The following is a 19,214-nucleotide window of genomic DNA, read 5'->3' as shown; positions in this document are numbered from 1 at the left end:
GCCTCAGGGCGCCGGCCGCTCCCGGGCCGCCGGCGCAGTCCAAGCACCCGGGGAGCGATTTGATCTCCGGCTATCCGATTCGAAAGACAGGCCGAAGCTCTGCGAACGGCCCGTCGGAACGACATAGCCGTCGTCGAATGACCGATATCCGTACCCGCCCCCGTACGAATAACGAGGGTCGTACGCATAGCCGTAGCCGTTCTCGGTCTGGCTGTAGCTGAGATCGAGACGACCCGTCTCGCCGATGGGCATGGATACCGTGCCGCCGTAGTTGCGATAACCGCCGGTGCCGATGCCCGCGAAGACTTCGCCGTGCGGTTTGCGATCGTCGACCCAAGGGGTCAGGCCCGGCATTTCATCCACCGGTCGCGCGGGTCCGGCGGAAATCCAGCGATCGATCTGCTGTTCGGTGGTCAGGCCATGAGCGGACTGGATCGACTCGCTGACGCTGGGCGCCTCGACCGGCGTGTTCGCGGTCAGATCGACCGGCGTGGCCGAAGCCGTCGCAATGACGCCGTCCGGATCGCCCGTCGCCAGCAAAGCCAGCACCATCGCGGAAATCAGCATCACTGCACTCCTTGGCGGATCACCCTAGCCTCAAATGCGGCCAAGGTCAGGCGTTTCCGTCGCCGCGCCCCAATGGGTCCGGCAGCGCCTCGCCCTCAGCTACGAAGGACAGGGCCACCGAGTTGATGCAGTAGCGCAGTCCGGTCGGCGGCGGGCCGTCCGCGAACACGTGCCCCTGATGGCTGTCGCAGCGGGCGCACTGGGTCTCGGTCCGGACCATCCCGTAGGACCGGTCAGTGATCGCCTTCACATGCGACTCGTCCACTGGCTGTGTGAAACTGGGCCAGCCCGTGCCGCTCTCGAACTTGGTCGCGGCGCGGAATAACGGCAGGCCGCACTCGCGACAGCAGAAGACCCCTGCCCGCTTCTCGCCCAGCAGGGTGCCGCAAAACGGCGCCTCGGTGCCGTGGGAAAGCAGGACCCGCTTCTCCTCCGGCGACAGGTCAGCCTCCAGCCGCGACCGTTCCGCGTCATCGGGCGGAGTCAGGTCATAGCCGGAAGGAGAACGGGTCGGGGCGGTGGTCTGGATGTCGGTCATGTCGTGCAAATAGGAACGGCCGGACAAGGGTTCCACCTCGTCCGGCCGTCCTGCTGGTTTCAGCCTGTTCTCACTGGAACAGGGTGGCGACCCAGGTCCTCACCGCGGCCTCGTCGGTCGGGTTGCCCGTGTAAGCGAGGCCTTGTCCGGGCGTGAACGGCTGGTTGTTGCCGCGCTCCCGCGAGGTCCAGGCCTTGTGACCGTAGCTGAGGTCCGCATAGTTCGACGGCAGGCGGCTGACGGTCTGCTCGATGAAGATCGAATCCGGCGGCGTCGGCGAACCGGCGATCCGGACGTTCGGCAGACGGCTCAGCAGGTCGACGGTGTCGAGGCAGCCCCCGCCACAGCTGGCGTCGACCAGCACCACGACCGGACCCTGAACCGGATTGGCCGCGCCCGTGTCGGTGGCGGAGGCCGGGGCCGGGAGGTTGAAGGTCGTCTGCCCGGCGGCGATGGCGGCGTCGAAGCCGGCCAGGATCGCCTGCGTCTGTTCGATCACCTGCGGCGATTCATAGACGAAGCGGGCGTCCTGCTGCATCCGGCCGATGACGACGTTGTACCACTCGCGGGTCTTCGGTGATGCGCGGTAGGTGAAGTCCTGACCGCTCGGCTGCTTGCTCTGGGCGAACTCGGGCGTCCAGATGCGGTTCACGGCGCCGTAGCCGCGGGCGCTGGAACCGAGGTTCGACGAGCCGGCGGCTCCGCGCAGATCCAGCACGAAGCCTTGCGGGCCGCGCAGCGCCGCCGCCTGTTCGGCCAGCTGGGCGTTGAATGCATCCCAGCCCGCGTCGTCGGAGAACGAGTGGACGTTCACCCACGGACGACCGTTGACCGTCTCGATCGACAGCGGCGTCGCCCCGGCGGTGTAGACGGTGGCGCGATAGGCGGCCTCCAGGTTGGCCGGCGTCGCAGGCTGCGGCTTCAGCTCGAACTCGCGCTCACGACGACCAACGCGGAATTTGCAGATCGAAGGCAGGCCGTTCACGAACGGGTTGTTTCGGTTCCACAGCAGATAAGGCGCGGTCGTCACGCGGCCGGCCTCGCTGTTCAGGTCGCCTTCCCAGAGGTCCAGCTTCGACCGGGCGTATTCCTCGATCGGAGTCAGGTTGCACTCGGTGGCGACGGCGCCCAGCGGCGGCGTGTTGCGCACGCCCGGCTGGACATAGGTCACGACATACTCGCCGTTACGCCAGCCGGTGGCGAAGCCGGGCCAGTTGGTGGCGAAGAAGCGCGTCTCCGGCGTGTCGTAGCTGGCCCGCGCCGTGATGTTGGAATCCCGGAACCCGGCGGCGTAATAGCGCAGAAGGTAGGCGTGGCTGGAGCCGCTGTTAACCTGACCAACCTTGGCCATGGCTTGCTGCAGGCCGGTGTCCAGCCACGCGTTGAAGCTCTGGGCCGCAGCGCCGCCGACCACGGGGGCCGGGTGCTCCGCCGCCAGTTCGTCATGCGCCGCCTGAAGGTCCTGACTGGCGAGACTACGGAAGTCCTGGGCGATCGCGGAGCCGACGCCGACGACCATGACAAGAGCCGCCGTAGCGGCGGCGGTAAGGAAACGGGACATACAGTCGGGCTCCAGAGCCGGTTAACGGAGAGGTGGCGGCTATAAACCCCATCGGTAAGGGGCTTGCCAACCCCGAACCGGTGCGACGGACCGCCCCTCATGTTTACTCGACGGACATCGCGGCCTAATCGGGGCGAAGCCACGACGACCGGAAGCCCATGTTCAAGAAGATCCTGATCGCCAACCGAGGCGAGATCGCCGTCCGTATCATCAAGACCTGCCGGAAGATGGGCATCCGGACGGTGCAGGTCTATTCCGAGGCCGACGCCGGTTCGCTCGCGGTCGAGATGGCCGACGAGTCCGTGCTGATCGGTCCGGCGCCGGCCAACCAGTCCTACCTGTTGGCCGACAAAATCTTGGACGCCGTCAAGCAGACGGGCGCAGAGGCCGTGCACCCCGGCTTCGGCTTCCTGAGTGAGAACGCCGGCTTCGCGCGTCGGCTGAAGGCCGAGGGCATCGCCTTCATCGGTCCGAACCCCGAGGCGATCGACGCCATGGGCGACAAGATCACCTCCAAGAAATTCGCGGCCGAGGCAGGCGTGTCGACCGTTCCCGGCCACATGGGCCTGATCGAGTCGACCGAGGAGGCGGTGAAGATCGCCCGCGAGATCGGCTATCCGGTGATGATCAAGGCCTCGGCCGGCGGTGGCGGCAAGGGCATCCGCGTCGCCCACGGCGACGACGACATGGCCGAGGGCTTCGCCGCGGTGAAGGCCGAGGCGCTGAACGCCTTCGGCGACGACCGGGTCTTCCTCGAGAAGTTCATTATCGACCCGCGCCACATCGAGATTCAGGTCTTGGGCGACAAGCACGGCAACGTCGTCCACCTGTTCGAGCGCGAATGCTCGATCCAGCGCCGGAACCAGAAGGTCATCGAGGAAGCCCCTTCCCCGCTCCTCGACGAGGCCACTCGCATGGCCATGGGCGCGCAGGCCGTCGCTCTCGCCCAGGCTGTGAACTATGACTCCGCCGGGACCGTCGAGTTCGTGGCCGGGCAGGACAAGTCCTTCTTCTTCCTCGAGATGAACACCCGTCTTCAGGTCGAGCACCCGGTCACCGAACTGATCACCGGCGTCGATCTGGTCGAACAGATGATCCGCTCGGCCTGGGGGGAGAAACTCGCCTTCGAACAGAAGGATCTCGCCATCAACGGCTGGGCCATCGAGAGCCGCATCTACGCCGAGGATCCCTACCGCGGGTTCCTGCCCTCCATCGGTCGCCTTGTCCGCTATGAACAGCCCGAAGAAGGCGATCAGGGCGATTACACCGTCCGCAACGATTCCGGCGTCCGCGAGGGCGACGAGATCAGCATGTTCTACGACCCCATGATCGCCAAGCTGTGCGCATGGGGCGAAACCCGCGACGCCGCCCTCGACGGCATGGCCCGCGCGCTGGAGAACACCCACCTATCCGGCCTCGGCCACAATGTGCCCTTCCTCGCCGCCGTCATGGACCAGCCGCGCTTCCGCTCCGGCCAGCTTTCGACCAGCTACATCAAGGACGAGTTCCCGGACGGCTTCCACGGCCTGACGCCGTCGCCCTCGCAGGTCCACATCATCGTCGCCGCCGCCGTGGCCATGAACGAGATCATCGCCGAACAGGACGGCGACCCTTCGGATCGCACCGACTGGGTCGTGCTGATCGACAAGACGCCGCACGGCGTGACCCTGTCCTACGACGAGGACGAAGCCCTGCTGCTCTCCTTCACCGGCGGCGGTCATGCGCGCCTGTCCGACATCGACTGGCGGCCGGGTCTGGCCCAGTTTCAGGCCGTGCTGGACGGCGAGCCCTTCACCGCGGAGGTCGGCCGCGTCGCCGACGGTTTCTCGATCCGCCACCGCGCGGCCAGGGCCCGTGTTCGGGTGCTTCGCCCCCGCCTCGCCGACCTGTACGCCCGCCTGCCCGAGAAACAGGCCGCCGACACCTCCAAACAGATCCTCTCGCCGATGCCCGGTCTGGTCGTCGCCATCCCGGTAACGGTGGGTCAGGAGGTCAAGTCGGGCGAAACCGTCGCCATCATCGAGGCCATGAAGATGCAGAACATCCTCAAGGCCGAACGCGACGGCGTCGTGAAGGCCGTTAGCGCCAAGGCCGGCGATCCCGTCGCGGCCGACGACGTGCTGGTGGAGTTCGGCTAGGCCCGCGTCTCCGCCAGATAGTGGATCAGCCGGCTCATGTTGTTGATGTAGGTCCCGGTCGAGATACCGATCGGCCCGGTAGGCTCGGTGAACGGCGAGGTGTCCCACTCGTCGCCCACCTGACCGCGATCGACGAAGCCTGGAGGCGGTTCGGCGGGTCCGTCGCCCTTGTACGGGTGGCTGGTGGTCCGCAGTTCGACAGGCCAGTAGCCCTCGGCGTTCAGCTGCGAGATCAGCGTCTCCACGCCCGCGGCCCGACGCGTCGCCTCTGTCACGTTCAGGTCGGACCCGCCCACCTCGTGGGTCACCACATAGCGCGGCAGAAGCAAAGGACCGCGGCCCAGCAACGCCGAATTGCGGCTCGCCTCTTCCGGCGACAGGGCTGACAGCCGCTCGTATCGCGCTCTCAGCGCCGCCACGTCGATGACCTTCTCGGGACGGACGCGGCTGGTGTCGAAATCGGACCAGTATTCACCGTTCTGGGCGTTCGATCCCCGCCGATGCGTCCCGATCAGGCGACCGGTCCCCGGCTCATAGTTCCGGTAGAAGTTGCGCCCGTCGGAGGCTCGCTTCTCCGGCGGCAGCTCGACGCTGGCGATCCAGTCGATCGCCTCGCCCACCCGCGCCAGATATTTCGGCTCGCCGGTCAGCTCATAGTAATCGAGCAGCTGCGTCACCGCCGCCGCCGTTCCGTGCGGCGTGATCGACCGCGGCTCATAGGTTCGCGCCGCCACCGGATCGAGGTCCAGCGTGTACTGCATCGCCCAGCCCGGCGTGGGCTGCGGTTGCTGCAGTTCGATGATCAGCTCCATCGCCTTCACCAGCGGCGCCCGCACCCGCTCGTCCTTCAGCTGCTGCAGCACCAGCAGCAGGAAGCGGATGTTCTCCTCGGACACCTCGTCGTTCATGGTGATGTAGCCGGTGTAGTCCGGGCGTCCGTGGTTGCGGAACTCGCCCATGCGGGGCCAGCGCTGCGGCCAGCCGCCGTTCGGATACTGGCTCTCGAGGACGAAATTCACCGCCTTGTCGACCGGCCTGCGATACTTCGAATCGCCCTTCTCCAGATGCAGGCGCAGCAGGAACCGGCCGCACTCGATGGTGGCGTGGTCGTCGAAGGTGGCGTTGCCGTAGTAGTGCTGGAATTCCTCCAGTCGCCAGCCGTTCTTGCCGATCGTCTCGTACCAGCGCCGGATCGACTCCTCGCCGGCCGTATCGATGATGTAGTTCCAGCCGCCCGAGGGATGCTGGCCCGCGACCAGGGCGTCCGCCGCCTTCTCGGCCGCGCGGTAATAGGCCTCGTCTCCCGTCGCATGATAGGCGTCCAGAAAGACCTGCCCATCTCCGGCGTGCCAGGCGCCTGGGTCCAGATCATGGTCGGATAGGCTTCCATCTCGCCCCAGCGGCGCGAGAAGTCGGCGAGGTAGGACCAGACGTAGCCGCCGTTGACGGCCACCTTGTCGGTCATGAAGTCCGTCGCCCGGCGCATCACCGCCATGACCGACTCGCGGCTCGGCGCGGTCTCAGCGAAAGCCCGTCCGGCGAATGCAGCGGCGAGCGGCGCGACGGCGACGCCCATTACGAGTCTGCGTCTGTCCAGCATAATCCCTCCGTTCGCTCCCCAGCGAGCCGACCCGACTTTGCCACCGGTGTCATGCCGAGACGCTAACACTCGAAACGAAGGTTTGTCAGCCCGCTTTCGCTAGCGGAGGCACGGCCTGTTCGGCCGGCCCGAATACGTCCTCGAAGGCCGTCCTCAGCGCCGCGTCGGCGTCGTCCATCGTCGCCAGCACGCCCAGATCGAAAAGGCTCGTGACGCCGTGCTCGGCGATGCCGCACGGTACGATCCCGGTGAAGTGCGACAGTTCGGGTTCGACATTCAGGCTGATGCCGTGAAAGCTGACCCATTTGCGGACCTTCACGCCGATGGCGGCGATCTTGTCCTCACGTGACCAGCCCGGCCCCTTGCGCTCGACCCAGACGCCCACCCGGCCCTCACGAACGTCGGCCTGCACGCCGAACCGATCGAGCGCGCCGATGATCCACTGCTCCAGACCACGCACGAAGACGCGAACGTCCTTTCCGCGTCGGTTGAGGTCCAGCATCACATAGGCCACGCGCTGGCCCGGGCCGTGATAGGTGAACTGCCCGCCCCGCCCGGTCCGGTGGACCGGAAACCGCGCCGCATCCAGCAGATCGTCGTCCTTCGCGGAGACGCCGGCGGTGTAGAGCGGTGGATGCTCCAGCAGCCAAACCAGCTCGCCGGCCTCGCCCGCCGCGATCGCCGCCGCGCGCGCCTCCATCACCGCAACCGCCTCTTCGTACGGGACGTAGCCGGTCGACACCGCCCATTCGACCGGTCGGCCGTCGGCGCGAACCAGCTTCGAAACGGTTTCGCTTAAGGAGTGGGAAAGCATGAAGGCCCAATGTGTGGCGTCAGGAGCGTCATGCAACAGTCGCCACCCCAGTTCCAGTCAGAGCCGCAATCCACAATGAGCCAGATCGAAGCTGTAGATGTCGAGATCTCGGTCGTGCTGGGCCGCTGCGTGCTGCCCATGAACCAGCTGCTCAAGATGGGCCGCGGCGCCGTCATTCCGCTGGATACGTCCGAACAGGACGAGGTCTGGATCCTCGCCAACAACCACCCGGTCGCCCGCGGCGAGATCATGATCCACGACGACCGGATCAACATCACCGTCACCCGGGCGGCCGACGTTTACGACTTCATGGCCGGAGCGGCCTGAGGCCTCTTCCCTTCCGCCGATCTCTCCGCTATCAGCCCCGCTCCGATGCGAGCGGTCGTGGCGGAATTGGTAGACGCGCAGCGTTGAGGTCGCTGTGGGGCAACCCGTGGAAGTTCGAGTCTTCTCGACCGCACCATCCTGCTTCGCCCCTCCGGGGCTTCGCAGGACTTGTCGTTTCGGAGCGAGGCGAAGCAGGATGCCCTGCGAAGCCTTGGCGTAGCAGGGCTGCCTGAAAAGAGGTCGCCGCGCACTACGTCTATCTGCTCGAAAGTCACGCCGACCCGGCCCAGCGCTATGTCGGCGTGACTTCCGACCTCAAAGCCCGCCGCTGGAACACAACATCGGGAAATCCACACACACCGCAAAGCACAGCCCTTGGCGCCTCGTCACCTACGTTGCGTTCTCGGAGAGATCGCAGGCGGAGGCGTTCGAGCGGTATCTAAAGTCCGGCTCGGGACACGCCTTCGCCCGCAAACGGCTATGGCCATCTTGACCGTGGCAATCCCATGGTGGACAGACGCCTCAACCGGGCGCTCCTTGCGCGCCTGAATTACCAGGGCGAACCATCGGCGTGATGCTGATCTGACAGACAGGGAGGCCGACGCGTGAACACCACCGTAACCGCCCCCCTGCCGCCCGAAACCGACGACATCGAACATGTGGCCCTCGACGAGGACTATGTGCTGACCCCGGCCTTCGTGGAGAAGGTCGTCGACGCCGCCGATGACGGCGACGGCTTGCGCCTGCGCTCGCTGCTGGAAGACCTCCACCCGGCCGACGTCGCCGACCTGATGGGCTTCCTCACCGAGCAGCATCGCGGCGTCGTGGTCCTGTGGCTGCCGCCCGAACTGCTGGCGGAAACCCTGCCCGAGCTGGACGACAGCATCCGCGAGGAGGTGCTGGAGCGCGTTCCCCATCTGACGCTGGCCGAGGCGCTGCAGGAACTCGACTCCGACGACGCCGCCGCCGTGGTCGAGGACCTCGAGGATGATCAGCGCGAGAAGGTGCTGGCCGCCATGCCCGAGCTGGATCGCGCTGCGATCGAAAGCTCGCTGGGCTATGCCGAGGATTCCGCCGGCCGCCTGATGCAGCGCGAGGTGATGGCCGCGCCCCAGTTCTGGAACGTCGGCGACACCATCGACCACATCCGCAAGCAGGGCGAGGACCTGCCCGAGCTGTTCTTCGACATCTATGTGGTCGATCCGCTGAACAAGCCGGTCGGCGGCGTGTCCGTCAGCGGCCTGCTGCGCGCGCCCCGGGCGACCGCCCTGTCCGAGATCATGGAGCCGATCAACGAGATCGCCGTCGATCAGGATCAGGAAGAGGTCGCCTACATCTTTGAAAAGTACCACCTGATCTCGGCCCCGGTCATCGACGCGGCGGGCCGGCTGGTGGGCCAGATCACCGTCGATGACATCGTCAACATCATTCAGGAAGAGAACCGCGAGGACATCCTGCGCCTCGCCGGCGTGTCCGACGAGGACCGGGGCTCCTCGGTCCCGGAGATCGTACGCAGCCGCGTGCCCTGGCTGGCGATCAATCTGGCGACGGCCGTGCTGGGCGCCAGCGTCATCTCCTTCTTCGGCGCGACGCTCGAGGCGGTCATAGCGCTGGCGGTTCTGATGCCCATCGTCTCGGCCATCGGCGGCAACGCCGGCACCCAGGCCCTGACCGTCACCGTCCGCGCGCTGGCCACGCGCGAACTGAACAGCTCCAACGCCCCGCGCACCTTCTGGCGCGAGCTGGCGGTGGGCTTCGCCAACGGCGTCGTGCTTGCCCCCCTCATCGGCATCGCGGCCGGGCTATGGTCCGGCGACTGGCGGATCGGCGCGGTGATCTCGATTTCGATGGTCCTGAACCTGATGGTCGCGGCCACCGTCGGGGTGCTGACGCCCCTGACCCTGTCCAAGCTGAAGTTCGACCCGGCCGTGTCTTCGGCTGTCTTCGTCACGGCGACGACGGATTTCTTCGGCTTCCTGATCTTCCTCGGCCTGGCGACCGTCGTTCTGCTTTAGGGCGAGTGCGCTGGCGCGACGCTTGCGGGTTCGCCATCAAGGCGAGTACGCCTGTCTCGTTTTGGGTCATTCCGTGTCCGACACGCCTAAGCCGCGCCTGAAGATTTCCCGCGAGGGGATCGTCCTCATCAAGAGCTTCGAGGGCTTCCGTCCGCATGCCGTGCGCAGCAACGGCGGCTGGGCGATCGGCTATGGCCATACCGCATCGGCCCGCGCGGGCGCCACGGTGACAGAGGACGAGGCCGAATTGCTGCTGCGCTATGACTTGATGCCGGTCGAAAAGGCGCTCAACGCCCTGCCCGTCGCGCTCAATCAGCCCCAGTTCGACGCACTGGCCAGCTTCGCCCTGTCGGTCGGCGTGGAGCGGTTCATGGCCTCCGATGCGGCCCGCCATCTACAATCCGGCGCGGCCTCCGGCGTCGGGGAAGCCCTGATGCTGCTTCCGGCCCAGCCCCGCATTGACGGCGGGCTGCAACGTCGCGCCGCCGAGCGCGCCCTGTTCGACTCCGACCCCGCCCGGCCGGCCACACTGGCCGAACTCCTGTCCGCCCCCATCGCCCTTTTCCCCGCGACTCCGGCCGCCGCGACCGACGCCCGCGCCGCCGCGTTGGCCGCACTGCTGGGCGAGAACCAGCCCGCGCCCTTCCCGTCAGCGGAAGAGCCCGACGCGCCCGCCCTGTCGCCTGCCGATGCGGCGCTGGCCGCCGAGCCTGCGTTTGTCGTCACCGAGCCCGAACCGGCACCGGTCGAACCAACGCCGCCTCCCGCGCCGCAGCCGACCGCCTCAGAGCCGATCGCCGAGCAGCCTGTCCTGCGCCACGAGGCCCCGACCGACGCCCCGTCCCGCTTCGACTGGAGCGAGGCCGGCCTTTACGTCTTCATGTGCGTGATCGGCCTGATCGCCTGCGCCTTCGCCGCCGCGGCCTTTCGCTGGTCGTTGCTGCAGCCGCAAAGCAACGGCGACCCGGCGGTCATCGCCTCCGCGCTGGCCATCACCGGCGCCATGTGCGTCGGGGTCTCGGCGTGGAACCTGTACGTGCACTGGCGCAGCCGCGGCTGACTTTCCGGATGCGTCGGGCGGTGCTACGCCCGCCCCATGAGCATTCCTTTCGCGCCCCAATCCATGGAATTCGGCCTCGGCGAGAACGCTGACGCCATCCGCGACACCACTGCCCGCTGGGCCGCCGATCGGCTCGCGCCGCGCGCCGCCGAGATCGACGAGACCAACAAATTCGCCCGCGACCTCTGGCCCGAAATGGGCGAGTTGGGCCTGCACGGCATCACCGCCGCGGAAGAATACGGCGGCCTCGGCATGGGCTACCTCGAGCACGTCGTGGCGATGGAGGAAGTCTCCCGCGCCTCGGCCTCGATCGGCCTCAGCTACGGCGCCCACTCCAACCTGTGCGTCAACCAGATCAGCCGCTGGGGCAACGCCGAGCAGAAGCAGAAATACCTGCCAAAACTGATCTCCGGCGAACACCTCGGCTCGCTGGCCATGTCCGAAGCCGGCTCCGGTTCGGACGTCATGTCCATGCGGACCCGGGCGGAGAAGAAGGGTGATCGCTACGTCCTGAACGGCACGAAGTTCTGGATCACCAACTCCCCCACGGCCGACACCCTCGTCGTCTACGCCCGCACCGGCGAAGGCAACGGCGGCGTCACCACCTTCCTGATCGAGAAGGGGATGAAGGGCTTCAGCGTCTCCAAGAAGCTGGACAAGATGGGCATGCGCGGCTCGGATACCGCCGAGCTGGTCTTCGAGGATTGCGAGGTCCCGGAAGAGAACGTCATGGGGCCCGTCGGCGGCGGCGCCGGCGTCCTGATGAGCGGTCTGGACTATGAGCGCACCGTCCTCGCGGGCGGCCCGCTGGGCATCATGCAGGCGGCGCTGGACGTGGTCCTGCCCTACGTCCGTGACCGCAAGCAGTTCGGAAAGGCCATCGGCAGCTTCCAGCTGATGCAGGCCAAGGTGGCCGACATGTACGTCGCCCTGAACAGCGCCCGCGCCTACGTCTACGCCGTCGCCCGCGCCTGCGATCAGGGCAAGACCACCCGCTACGACGCCGCCGGCGCGATCCTGCTGGCCTCCGAAAACGCGGTGAAGGTCTCGCTGGAAGCCGTTCAGGCCCTCGGCGGCGCCGGCTACACGAAGGAATGGCCCGTCGAGCGGCTCGTCCGCGATGCCAAGCTCTACGACATCGGCGCCGGCACCAACGAGATCCGCCGTTTCCTGATCGGGCGCGAGCTGCTGGGCAGCTGACGGAACCGGACCGCGGGCGACAGGTTTGCTCCCTGCGAAAGGAGCCGCCCCATGCCCGCCAAATCCGCCGCCCAGCAAAAGGCCGCCGGCGCAGCGCTCAGCGCCAAGCGCGGCGAGACGCCCAAATCAAAACTGAAGGGCGCCTCGAAGCAGATGGTCGAGTCGATGACCGAAAAGCAGCTTGAGGACTTCGCTCACACGAAGCGCAAGGGAAAGCCCGAGCACGTCGACGACTGAGATCAGCCCCCGGCGGCCGCGCCCGCCGGGCAGTCGCCCAACCGCTCGGCCGTCATGGTGACCTTGCTGTCCTGCGGCGGAACGCCGGCGATGGTCAGCTTCTGATCGATCTCCATCGTATAGTTGCGGCTGAAGTCGCCCGTCACCCGCATGGTCGATTCGCTCTTGCCGCCGTTCGGCAAGGTGCAGACGGCCGATCCCACCATGGCGTCGCCGTCCCGGCGATAGGCGGTGTGGGCGCACTCGACGCCCTGCCCTTCCGGACCACCCTGCGGCGCCTCGAACTTCGCCTCGGTGATGCAGGTCTCTACCGGCGGAATCGTCATTCCGGCGGGCGCACCGCTCATCGCGGTCGTCACACGCCAAAGGCCCGGCGTCGGCCCGTCCGGCAGTCCGGCGGGCGCAGCGGCCGGGCTTCCAGCCTTGGCGGCTTCACCCTTTTCGCCGGCCTGCCCGCAGGCGCTCAACGACAGCGCGGCCAAGCCGGCCACGATCATGACAGTACGCATCTTTCATTCTCCTCGGCGGACCCCCATCCGCATCGACCCTGCACGCAACTTGCACGCCCGTGCAGCGGTTGTCAGCCAGCCAAGGTGGTTTACCGACATGGAGATTCATTAAGTGGCGCGATGGACCGATCAGCCCTAGATCGCAGTGAACCCTCACCGGACGCGCCGTTGCGATGACCGATCACGATCAACAGCCCGGCGACGGCCTCACCTTCTCACAGGTGCTGGAGCGGATCGGCGCCCGCGAGGAGCCAAAGCTCTATCTCGGCGAACTAGTCAATGCGTTCGGGGAGCGCGGCTTCGGCGCCCTGATGCTGTTCCTCGGCCTGATCAGCGCGGTCATCGGCGCGGTCCCCGGCACGACCACCGTCCTCGGCGCCCCCATCGTCCTGATCGCCTTCCAGCTGATCATCCGCCGCGACCAACTCTGGCTGCCGAAATGGGCGCTCAAGGGCAGCCTCGACCGGTCCGCCTATCGTGACGCGGTCGCCAAAGTGATGAAGCCCCTGCGCTCGGTCGAGCGGATCTCCCGACCCCGCTTGCTCTTCATGAGCACTGACGCGGCAGAGATGCTGATCGGCCTGATCTGCATGCTTCTGGCGATCATCCTCATGCTGCCGATCACCGGCGGAAACCTGATCCCGTCCCTGATCATCGCCGCCTTCGGCTTCGGCATGACCCAGAAGGACGGCCTGATTGTCCTGATCGCCATGGCGGCCACGGCCGCGGTCGCGACCGGCATCTGGCTGGCGTGGGAGTTGATCCAGCCGTTCCTGATGAACGCCTGGGAGTGGGTGACGTCGCGGTTCTAGACCGCCTGCTGGCCCGGCCCGGCGAGGCCCTGCATCATCATTCGGTTGATATCGATCAGCGGCTCGAAGTCCTCGTCCCCGCGCATGACCGCCGAAGAGTGCGTGTTCACGAACAGGCTCAGCGAGATGATGTTCGCCCGCATCTTCATGTCCATGGCGTTGGTGCCGTCCGCGCAGTCGCTGGCCAGCGTGCCCCACAGACGGCGGTTCCAGTCCAGGGCGTCGATACGGGTGGCGATATCGGAGGTGTCCACCGTGGCGGCATGCATCAGCGCCCGGGTCACCTGCCCGAACAACCGATACTCCATTTCACGCGGAGACTCAGACCGCGTCGCCGCGGTCTTGTACGCCTGAAGCGACATTCAGACTCTCCTCGTAATCCACCAACTTGCGCGCCGACATCAGGGCCTTGTAGAATTCCTGCGCCATCACATGCCTCGACGTCGAGACGCACTCCGACTGCACGATCGGATTGCGCACCGCGGTCATGAACTCGCTCAGGCGCACGGCGAACTCGTCGTACAGCTTGGGCGACACCTGACCTTCCAGATACATCATCATGACCGGGAAATAGATGCGGCGGGCGGGCGTGGTCGCCTCGTCCGGCTGCATGATGTCCTTCTCGCGAAGGACCGAGGCCTTGTTTTGCAGGATCAGCACACCGCGACGGTCGCCGTTCTGAACGACAGCGCCGTTCAGAACGAACTTTTCGCCGGGCTTGAGCGAGAGCTTCAGAGGCATGGACGCGCGGGTCTCCTGACAGGCCCGGCGCGACGTTAGGAAACCGGGACTGACGCACGTTAAACAAACGTGGTTAACCAACCCTTCCGAACGGCCAAGCTTCGGGAACGTCCCCGCTTCACGGTGCGTTGCTCCCTCTGAACAGGGAGATGCGACCATGCCGGACCTCGACGACTATTCGGACGACCAGGAACAGTCTGAAACCTTTGACGAAACCCATCTGGATGACGAAGGTGACGGCGAGTTTCTGCTCGACGAGGCCGATCCGGTCCTCGACGTCACCCAGGCCGACGGCGACGCCGATGAAGATGAGTTCGACGAGGACGAGCTTCCGGACACCGATGAAGAGCTGGGCGCTTCGGGGATAGAAGCCGAGGCTGACGCCCTTCTGGGCGTTGATGGCGAACGGTTGACCGAAGTTGACGCCGAGAGCGGCGGCCAGCGCGGCGCCGACGAGGTCGAGCTGGTCTATTCTGGCCTGATGGAAAACGACCGCGGCGCCCAGGCCAGCGCAGCCCATTGGGAAGCCAAACGCCTGTCCGACGATGACATCAGCGAGCTGGGCTACGGCCCCGACGCTGACGAAGATCACCCGAAAAACTGAGGACGAACCGATGTCCGACCACAAGTCCGACCACCAGCAATCCCCCGCCGACGACGTGAAGCACGCGAAAAAGGCGGCTCCGGAGTTCGGCAAGGCCGATCAACTGAAAGACAAGGAAGCCGCGGCGGAAGACCGTCAGGAAGCGCTCGTCGATGAAGGCATCGAGGAAACCTTCCCCGCCAGCGACCCGGTGAGCGTAAAGCGGATCACCTGATGTCCAGAAGGGTGAAGGGGTCTACCCCTTCACCCGCCAGGTCGCGCCTTGCGGCCCGTCCATGACCACGACGTTCAGGGCGTTCAACCGATCCCGGATACGATCCGCCTCCGGCCAATCCTTGGCGGCCCGCGCCGTGGCCCGCTGCTCCAGCAAACCCTCGACCTCGACTCTCAGTTCATCCGAGACCTCGCCTTCGAGCCACGCTGCCGGCTCGGACTGCAGGACGCCCAGTACGTTCGCCGCTGCGACCAGCTGACCTTTCGCTTTCGCCACGCCGGCGGTATCGCCCGCAGTCATGCCGCGCTCGATCTCGCTCGACAGGCCGAACAGCACCGCCATAGCGCCCGGCGTGTTCAGATCGTCCTCGATCGCCTTCAGAAACTCCGCAGACGGCTCGTCACCGTCCGCCTCGACCGCGGCCGCGCGGTGCAGCGCGCCATACAGCCGATCGAGCGACTTCCGGCTCTGCTCAAGCAACGCCTGATTCCAGTCCAGCGGCTGACGATAGTGCGCGCTCAGCAGCGCCCACCGCACCACCTCCCCCGGCATCGCCTGCACCAGATCGTGCAGCAGCAGGACGTTGCCGATCGACTTGGACATCTTCTCTGCGTCGACGGTCAGGAAGCCGTTGTGCATCCAGTAGCGGCTGTATTCCGCATGCGGCTGGTCGCCATGGGCATGGCCATGGGCGCAGACGCCCTGGGCGATCTCGTTCTCATGGTGTGGAAACACCAGATCGATCCCGCCGCCGTGAATGTCGATCGGCAGGCCCAGATTGGCCTCGATCATCGCCGAGCACTCGATGTGCCAGCCCGGCCGCCCCTCGCCCCATGGCGAAGGCCACGACGGCTCCCCCTCTTTCGAAGGCTTCCACAGCACGAAGTCGTGCGGGTTCTTCTTGTAGGGCGCGACCTCGACCCGCGCGCCGGCGATCATGTCGTCCAGATTGCGCCCGGACAGCCGGCCGTAGGCGTCATAGGCCGAGACGTCGAACAGCACATGGCCTTCGGCCGCATAGGCGCAGCCCTGATCGATGATGGCGCCGATCTGGGCGACGATCGCTCCCATGTGGTCGGTCACGTGCGGCGCGATGTCGGGAGCGGAGACGTTCAGTCGCGCCATGTCCTCCAGATAGGCCGCCTCATAACGCGCCGTGATCTCGCCGATGGGCACGCCTTCCTTCGCGGCCTTCGCGTTGATCTTGTCGTCCACGTCAGTGACGTTGCGGGCGTAAACCACCTTGTCCGCGCCGTAGGTCCGGCGCAGCAGCCGCACCAGAACGTCGAACACGACCGGCGGCCGGGCGTTTCCGATATGGGCGAAGTCATAGACCGTGGGCCCGCAGACGTAGAGCGTCACCCGGTTCGGATCGCGCGGTTCGAAGACGCGCTTTTCGCGGTGCAGGGTGTCGTGGATCGTCAGCGGCATGGGGAGAGTTTTCTTGCGGGACGGAGGCGCGGTCCCATATAGGCCGCTTAGCTGATAAACAGTCACCGCTGACTGTGAAATCCCCCGTCGTCGATCCGGACCGTAGAATGAGCATCACCCCCGCCAAGCCTGTACTGGTCGGCGACAACGACCAGGCCACGCGGCCGTCGCGCGAAGAGGCCCTGAAGGCCGTCCGCACCCTTCTGGCCTGGGCCGGTGACAATCCCGATCGCGAAGGCCTGAAGGACACGCCCCGGCGCGTCGTCGATGCTTATGCCGAATGGTTTGATGGCTATGACGCTGACGTCGAGAAGGAGCTGAGCCGCACCTTCGAGGACGTGCAGGGCTATGACGATATGGTCCTGCTGCGCGACATCGAGGTGGAGAGCCACTGCGAGCACCACATGGCCCCGTTCCTCGGCAAGGCCTACGTGGCCTACATCCCCAACGAAAAGGTCGTCGGCATCTCAAAGCTGGCCCGCGTGGTCGAGATCTTCTCCCGCCGCCTGCAGACGCAGGAAGTCCTGACCAACCAGATCGCCGACGCCATAGAATCGCATCTGGCCCCGGCCGGCGTGGCCATTCTGATCGACGCCGAGCACCAGTGCATGACGACGCGCGGCGTGCATCATCGCCACGTTTCGACCATCACCACCCGGTTCACTGGCGCCTTCAAGGCCGACGCCGCGTTGAAAGATCGCTTCCTGAAGCTCGCCAAGGGTTGATTGGAACCGTTCCGGCCTCGAACCCGCTTTACAAGCGCGGCCGGGGACGCCAAGACACGGTCCGAGCTTTCAGCGACGCTCGCCGCATGACGCGACGAGCCTGAGTGGAGAACCAGCGCATGGGCGCCAAGCTTTCGGGACCGGGTGGCGGCAGCCACACCATCGAACAGAACGCGGACATCAACGTCACGCCGTTCGTCGACATCATGCTCGTGCTGCTGATCATCTTCATGGTCGCCGCGCCGCTGGCCACCGTGTCGATCCGCCTCGACCTGCCGCCGGCGGTTCCGCCGCCCCCGGGCGCGGTCCAGAAGGATCCGGTCTACATCACCGTCCAGGAAACCGGCTCGATCTTCATCGCCGACAAGCAATCGTCGCTCGAAACCCTCGGCGTCGACGTCTGCGCCGCCCTCGGCGGCGGCGACCCGGCCTGTAAGGAAGAGCGCGTGTTTGTCCGCGCCGACGCCGACGTGCAGTACAACCAGTTCATGGAAGTCATGAACGACCTGCAGTCCAAGGGCTTCTACAAGGTCGGCCTGCTGAACGAAGACATCGAATAGGCTCACCGCCTCTTCGCACAGGACAAGGGCCGCATCTCCGGATGCGGCCTTTTTCTTTGGCCGCACGGCCGCCGCAGACCAGCCCCAAATCCGTCGCCACCCGCGCGCCAACCTTCGCCGTCAGCGGTCGCATCCCGCGACCGGACAGGAGGGAAGACCATGGGAATCAGGCTTTCAGGCGCGTCGGCGGTCCGCACCGCGGACCAGAACGCGGACATCAACGTCACGCCGTTCGTCGATATCATGCTGGTGCTGCTGATCATCTTCATGGTCTCGGCGCCGCTGGCGACCGTCTCCATGAAGCTGGACCTGCCGCCGCCCATCATCGACGGCCCGCAGGTCGAGCCGGTCTATGTGACGGTCAGGGAGGACGGCGGCCTGTTCATCGGTTCGGCGCCGACATCCCGGGCAACCCTGTCCGCCGATGTCTGCTCCGCCCTCGGCGGCGGCGATTGCCGGAGCGAGCGTGTGTTCGTTCGAGGCGACGCCGGGACCCGCTACGGCGACTTCATCGCCGTCATGGACGGCCTTAACGCGTCCGGCTTCACGAAGGTGGGGTTGGTCAACGAGGATATCAGCTAGGCGATCGCCTACTGCACCGACTGCCTCGGCTGCGCGGCGCCGCCGGCGGCCGCGGCGGATGGCTGGTAAGGCCGCTCGCCCGCGGCTTCCGGCGGGGCGGCCGCCGGCGTCTGACGCGGCGCGGGCGTGGTCGCCGGGCGGCGCTGGGGCGTGCGATTCGCGGGGCGAGCCGCGCGGGTCGGCTGAGGCGTCGTCGCGGCCGGCGTCGCTGCAGCGGGCGTCGGGGCCGGAGGCGTCGTGGTCGCAGCCGCCGGCTGGGCGACGGGGGTCGCCGCGGCGTCAGCCGCCGTATTGGCAGAAGCGGCGGCGGCGCGGGCCGCCAACTGCTGCTGGGCGGCGAAGCGGCGGGCCAATTTCTCGGTCAGCTCGCGCGCGGCGGCCGGCTCCATCTGCGCCATGATCGCCGCCAGCGAGCGCGGACGCATCTCTGCCGCGACCGGCAGGCGCACATCGTCGCTCAGCGTCGAGAACACCCGCGCCGCCTCACGCGGCCGCATGGCGGAATAGACGGCCACCAGACGACCCGTCTCGGCCTTGGCCTTCTCGTCGACCTGCCCCAGCAGCCCCTGCACCTCGGCCTTGATGGCGTTCAGCGCGGCGGTCTTCTCGTCCAGCTTCTGCTCGGCGGTGGCCAGCAGGGGCAGCATAGAGGCCAGATCCGTATCGCGGGCGTCCAGCTCGGTCCGGCGATCCTTCAGCGCCACCAGAATACGCATCTCCGCCGGCGACAGACCCGCCTGTTCGGCCAGCTGGTCAGGGCTCAGGGCGCAGACCGCCGCCGGAGCCTTGGCCGGAGCCGCCGCGGGCGTCGCTTCCTCGGCCCACGCCTTGGCGCCCTCGAAGAGGCCGGGCGCCACGCCGATGGCGCGCACCACCACCACCCCGCCGATGGCGACGGCGATCAGGGGCAGAAGGCGGGGGATCTTGGCCATCGCGTCGGTATTCCAGCTACGTCGCCCTCAAGCCGCCGAGCGCCGCG

Annotated in this window: 22 protein-coding genes and 1 tRNA gene; 13 read left to right on the top strand and 10 right to left on the bottom strand. The window is 66.7% G+C overall.

Translation table 11 applies throughout. The features are described 5' to 3' along the window. Positions 1 to 3 precede the first annotated feature (3 nt). From ACIQC9_RS03220 to ACIQC9_RS03210, 3 genes are all read right to left on the bottom strand, one after another. A complete protein-coding gene (locus ACIQC9_RS03220) occupies positions 4 to 567 on the bottom strand; it encodes a hypothetical protein (protein ID WP_400612326.1) in 564 nt (187 codons plus the stop codon). 46 nt (positions 568 to 613) lie between these two features. Next, on the bottom strand, positions 614 to 1,105 hold the full coding sequence (gene msrB, locus ACIQC9_RS03215; RefSeq protein ID WP_400615366.1) for a peptide-methionine (R)-S-oxide reductase MsrB: 492 nt from the start codon (positions 1,103 to 1,105) through the stop codon (positions 614 to 616). A gap of 70 nt (positions 1,106 to 1,175) precedes the next feature. Beyond that, positions 1,176 to 2,666, bottom strand: coding sequence for a hypothetical protein (locus ACIQC9_RS03210; protein WP_400612324.1), 1,491 nt, complete (start codon positions 2,664 to 2,666; stop codon positions 1,176 to 1,178). Positions 2,667 to 2,824: 158 nt separating this feature from the next. On the opposite strand from ACIQC9_RS03210, the gene ACIQC9_RS03205 reads away from it, so the two are divergent. Further along, entirely contained in the window at positions 2,825 to 4,804 is a 1,980-nt protein-coding gene (locus ACIQC9_RS03205) for an acetyl-CoA carboxylase biotin carboxylase subunit (protein ID WP_400612322.1), read from the top strand. Here ACIQC9_RS03205 and ACIQC9_RS03200 read toward each other — a convergent pair. Continuing rightward, entirely contained in the window at positions 4,801 to 5,868 is a 1,068-nt protein-coding gene (locus ACIQC9_RS03200; RefSeq protein WP_400615365.1) for a pectate lyase, read from the bottom strand. The genes ACIQC9_RS03205 and ACIQC9_RS03200 overlap by 4 nt on opposite strands. Positions 5,869 to 6,489: 621 nt before the next feature. Further along, positions 6,490 to 7,218: a lipoyl(octanoyl) transferase LipB gene (lipB, locus tag ACIQC9_RS03195; protein ID WP_400612320.1), complete on the bottom strand. Its 729-nt coding sequence runs from the start codon at positions 7,216 to 7,218 to the stop codon at positions 6,490 to 6,492. A 75-nt stretch (positions 7,219 to 7,293) separates the two neighbouring features. Between lipB and ACIQC9_RS03190 the strand changes: the two genes are divergently transcribed. From ACIQC9_RS03190 to ACIQC9_RS03165, 6 genes are all read left to right on the top strand, one after another. Beyond that, positions 7,294 to 7,545, top strand: a complete 252-nt coding sequence (locus tag ACIQC9_RS03190; protein ID WP_400612318.1) for a FliM/FliN family flagellar motor switch protein — start codon at positions 7,294 to 7,296, stop codon at positions 7,543 to 7,545. A gap of 51 nt (positions 7,546 to 7,596) precedes the next feature. After that, positions 7,597 to 7,681 (top strand) — tRNA-Leu (locus ACIQC9_RS03185). Between the two features lie 469 nt (positions 7,682 to 8,150). Next, positions 8,151 to 9,560, top strand: a complete 1,410-nt coding sequence (gene mgtE / locus ACIQC9_RS03180; protein ID WP_400612315.1) for a magnesium transporter — start codon at positions 8,151 to 8,153, stop codon at positions 9,558 to 9,560. Between the two features lie 73 nt (positions 9,561 to 9,633). After that, a complete protein-coding gene (locus ACIQC9_RS03175; protein ID WP_400612313.1) occupies positions 9,634 to 10,620 on the top strand; it encodes a lysozyme in 987 nt (328 codons plus the stop codon). 36 nt (positions 10,621 to 10,656) lie between these two features. Continuing rightward, positions 10,657 to 11,820 carry an isovaleryl-CoA dehydrogenase gene (locus ACIQC9_RS03170; protein WP_400612311.1) on the top strand — a complete coding sequence of 388 codons (1,164 nt, stop codon included), beginning with the start codon at positions 10,657 to 10,659 and terminating at the stop codon, positions 11,818 to 11,820. Between the two features lie 51 nt (positions 11,821 to 11,871). Beyond that, the gene (locus ACIQC9_RS03165) at positions 11,872 to 12,057 is read left to right on the top strand and encodes a DUF3008 family protein (protein WP_400612308.1); all 186 of its coding nucleotides are present in this window, start codon (positions 11,872 to 11,874) and stop codon (positions 12,055 to 12,057) included. A gap of 2 nt (positions 12,058 to 12,059) precedes the next feature. Here ACIQC9_RS03165 and ACIQC9_RS03160 read toward each other — a convergent pair whose 3' ends face one another. Further along, positions 12,060 to 12,566: a DUF3617 domain-containing protein gene (locus ACIQC9_RS03160; protein ID WP_400612306.1), complete on the bottom strand. Its 507-nt coding sequence runs from the start codon at positions 12,564 to 12,566 to the stop codon at positions 12,060 to 12,062. Positions 12,567 to 12,739: 173 nt separating this feature from the next. Between ACIQC9_RS03160 and ACIQC9_RS03155 the strand changes: the two genes are divergently transcribed. Continuing rightward, positions 12,740 to 13,378 (top strand): exopolysaccharide biosynthesis protein, encoded by a 639-nt coding sequence (locus ACIQC9_RS03155; protein WP_400612305.1) that lies wholly within the window; start codon positions 12,740 to 12,742, stop codon positions 13,376 to 13,378. Here the strand turns inward: ACIQC9_RS03155 and flaF are convergent. Together flaF and flbT are read right to left on the bottom strand one after the other, a co-directional pair. Next, positions 13,375 to 13,740, bottom strand: a complete 366-nt coding sequence (flaF, locus tag ACIQC9_RS03150; RefSeq protein WP_400612303.1) for a flagellar biosynthesis regulator FlaF — start codon at positions 13,738 to 13,740, stop codon at positions 13,375 to 13,377. The genes ACIQC9_RS03155 and flaF overlap by 4 nt on opposite strands. Beyond that, complete coding sequence (gene flbT / locus ACIQC9_RS03145) at positions 13,700 to 14,119, bottom strand: flagellar biosynthesis repressor FlbT (protein WP_400612302.1); 420 nt, start codon at positions 14,117 to 14,119, stop codon at positions 13,700 to 13,702. Before flbT ends, flaF begins: the two co-directional genes overlap by 41 nt. Positions 14,120 to 14,276: 157 nt before the next feature. On the opposite strand from flbT, the gene ACIQC9_RS03140 reads away from it, so the two are divergent. After that, positions 14,277 to 14,723 (top strand): hypothetical protein, encoded by a 447-nt coding sequence (locus ACIQC9_RS03140; protein WP_400612299.1) that lies wholly within the window; start codon positions 14,277 to 14,279, stop codon positions 14,721 to 14,723. 10 nt (positions 14,724 to 14,733) lie between these two features. Next, complete coding sequence (locus tag ACIQC9_RS03135) at positions 14,734 to 14,937, top strand: hypothetical protein (protein ID WP_400612296.1); 204 nt, start codon at positions 14,734 to 14,736, stop codon at positions 14,935 to 14,937. Positions 14,938 to 14,958: 21 nt separating this feature from the next. Here the strand turns inward: ACIQC9_RS03135 and cysS are convergent, their stop codons facing one another. Further along, a complete protein-coding gene (gene cysS, locus ACIQC9_RS03130; RefSeq protein ID WP_400612294.1) occupies positions 14,959 to 16,368 on the bottom strand; it encodes a cysteine--tRNA ligase in 1,410 nt (469 codons plus the stop codon). Positions 16,369 to 16,475: 107 nt separating this feature from the next. Here cysS and folE point away from each other — a divergent pair, with 107 nt between their 5' ends. From folE to ACIQC9_RS03115, 3 genes are all read left to right on the top strand, one after another. Then, positions 16,476 to 17,093, top strand: a complete 618-nt coding sequence (gene folE, locus ACIQC9_RS03125; protein ID WP_400612291.1) for a GTP cyclohydrolase I FolE — start codon at positions 16,476 to 16,478, stop codon at positions 17,091 to 17,093. 119 nt (positions 17,094 to 17,212) lie between these two features. Further along, positions 17,213 to 17,653, top strand: a complete 441-nt coding sequence (locus ACIQC9_RS03120; RefSeq protein ID WP_400612289.1) for a biopolymer transporter ExbD — start codon at positions 17,213 to 17,215, stop codon at positions 17,651 to 17,653. 159 nt (positions 17,654 to 17,812) lie between these two features. After that, positions 17,813 to 18,235 (top strand): biopolymer transporter ExbD, encoded by a 423-nt coding sequence (locus ACIQC9_RS03115; RefSeq protein WP_400612287.1) that lies wholly within the window; start codon positions 17,813 to 17,815, stop codon positions 18,233 to 18,235. A gap of 8 nt (positions 18,236 to 18,243) precedes the next feature. On the opposite strand, the gene ACIQC9_RS03110 is transcribed toward ACIQC9_RS03115, so the two are convergent. Beyond that, a complete protein-coding gene (locus ACIQC9_RS03110) occupies positions 18,244 to 19,167 on the bottom strand; it encodes a MotE family protein (RefSeq protein WP_400612285.1) in 924 nt (307 codons plus the stop codon). Positions 19,168 to 19,214 lie beyond the last annotated feature (47 nt).

This window comes from Brevundimonas sp. NPDC092305 (assembly GCF_044755415.1).
Lineage (GTDB): Bacteria > Pseudomonadota > Alphaproteobacteria > Caulobacterales > Caulobacteraceae > Brevundimonas.
Note: the sequence above shows the minus strand (reverse complement) of the source record. Positions and strands in the feature narration are given on the sequence as shown.

What these genes read in the sequence shown, in the direction of transcription:
- ACIQC9_RS03220 (WP_400612326.1), bottom strand. Translation starts at nt 567, where the DNA reads ATGCTGATTTCCGCGATGGTGCTGGCTTTGCTGGCGACGGGCGATCCG.
- msrB (WP_400615366.1), bottom strand. Translation starts at nt 1,105, where the DNA reads ATGACCGACATCCAGACCACCGCCCCGACCCGTTCTCCTTCCGGCTAT.
- ACIQC9_RS03210 (WP_400612324.1), bottom strand. Translation starts at nt 2,666, where the DNA reads ATGTCCCGTTTCCTTACCGCCGCCGCTACGGCGGCTCTTGTCATGGTC.
- ACIQC9_RS03205 (WP_400612322.1), top strand. Translation starts at nt 2,825, where the DNA reads ATGTTCAAGAAGATCCTGATCGCCAACCGAGGCGAGATCGCCGTCCGT.
- lipB (WP_400612320.1), bottom strand. Translation starts at nt 7,218, where the DNA reads ATGCTTTCCCACTCCTTAAGCGAAACCGTTTCGAAGCTGGTTCGCGCC.
- ACIQC9_RS03190 (WP_400612318.1), top strand. Translation starts at nt 7,294, where the DNA reads ATGAGCCAGATCGAAGCTGTAGATGTCGAGATCTCGGTCGTGCTGGGC.
- ACIQC9_RS03170 (WP_400612311.1), top strand. Translation starts at nt 10,657, where the DNA reads ATGAGCATTCCTTTCGCGCCCCAATCCATGGAATTCGGCCTCGGCGAG.
- ACIQC9_RS03165 (WP_400612308.1), top strand. Translation starts at nt 11,872, where the DNA reads ATGCCCGCCAAATCCGCCGCCCAGCAAAAGGCCGCCGGCGCAGCGCTC.
- ACIQC9_RS03160 (WP_400612306.1), bottom strand. Translation starts at nt 12,566, where the DNA reads ATGCGTACTGTCATGATCGTGGCCGGCTTGGCCGCGCTGTCGTTGAGC.
- ACIQC9_RS03155 (WP_400612305.1), top strand. Translation starts at nt 12,740, where the DNA reads ATGACCGATCACGATCAACAGCCCGGCGACGGCCTCACCTTCTCACAG.
- flaF (WP_400612303.1), bottom strand. Translation starts at nt 13,740, where the DNA reads ATGTCGCTTCAGGCGTACAAGACCGCGGCGACGCGGTCTGAGTCTCCG.
- flbT (WP_400612302.1), bottom strand. Translation starts at nt 14,119, where the DNA reads ATGCCTCTGAAGCTCTCGCTCAAGCCCGGCGAAAAGTTCGTTCTGAAC.
- ACIQC9_RS03140 (WP_400612299.1), top strand. Translation starts at nt 14,277, where the DNA reads ATGCCGGACCTCGACGACTATTCGGACGACCAGGAACAGTCTGAAACC.
- ACIQC9_RS03135 (WP_400612296.1), top strand. Translation starts at nt 14,734, where the DNA reads ATGTCCGACCACAAGTCCGACCACCAGCAATCCCCCGCCGACGACGTG.
- cysS (WP_400612294.1), bottom strand. Translation starts at nt 16,368, where the DNA reads ATGCCGCTGACGATCCACGACACCCTGCACCGCGAAAAGCGCGTCTTC.
- folE (WP_400612291.1), top strand. Translation starts at nt 16,476, where the DNA reads ATGAGCATCACCCCCGCCAAGCCTGTACTGGTCGGCGACAACGACCAG.
- ACIQC9_RS03120 (WP_400612289.1), top strand. Translation starts at nt 17,213, where the DNA reads ATGGGCGCCAAGCTTTCGGGACCGGGTGGCGGCAGCCACACCATCGAA.
- ACIQC9_RS03115 (WP_400612287.1), top strand. Translation starts at nt 17,813, where the DNA reads ATGGGAATCAGGCTTTCAGGCGCGTCGGCGGTCCGCACCGCGGACCAG.
- ACIQC9_RS03110 (WP_400612285.1), bottom strand. Translation starts at nt 19,167, where the DNA reads ATGGCCAAGATCCCCCGCCTTCTGCCCCTGATCGCCGTCGCCATCGGC.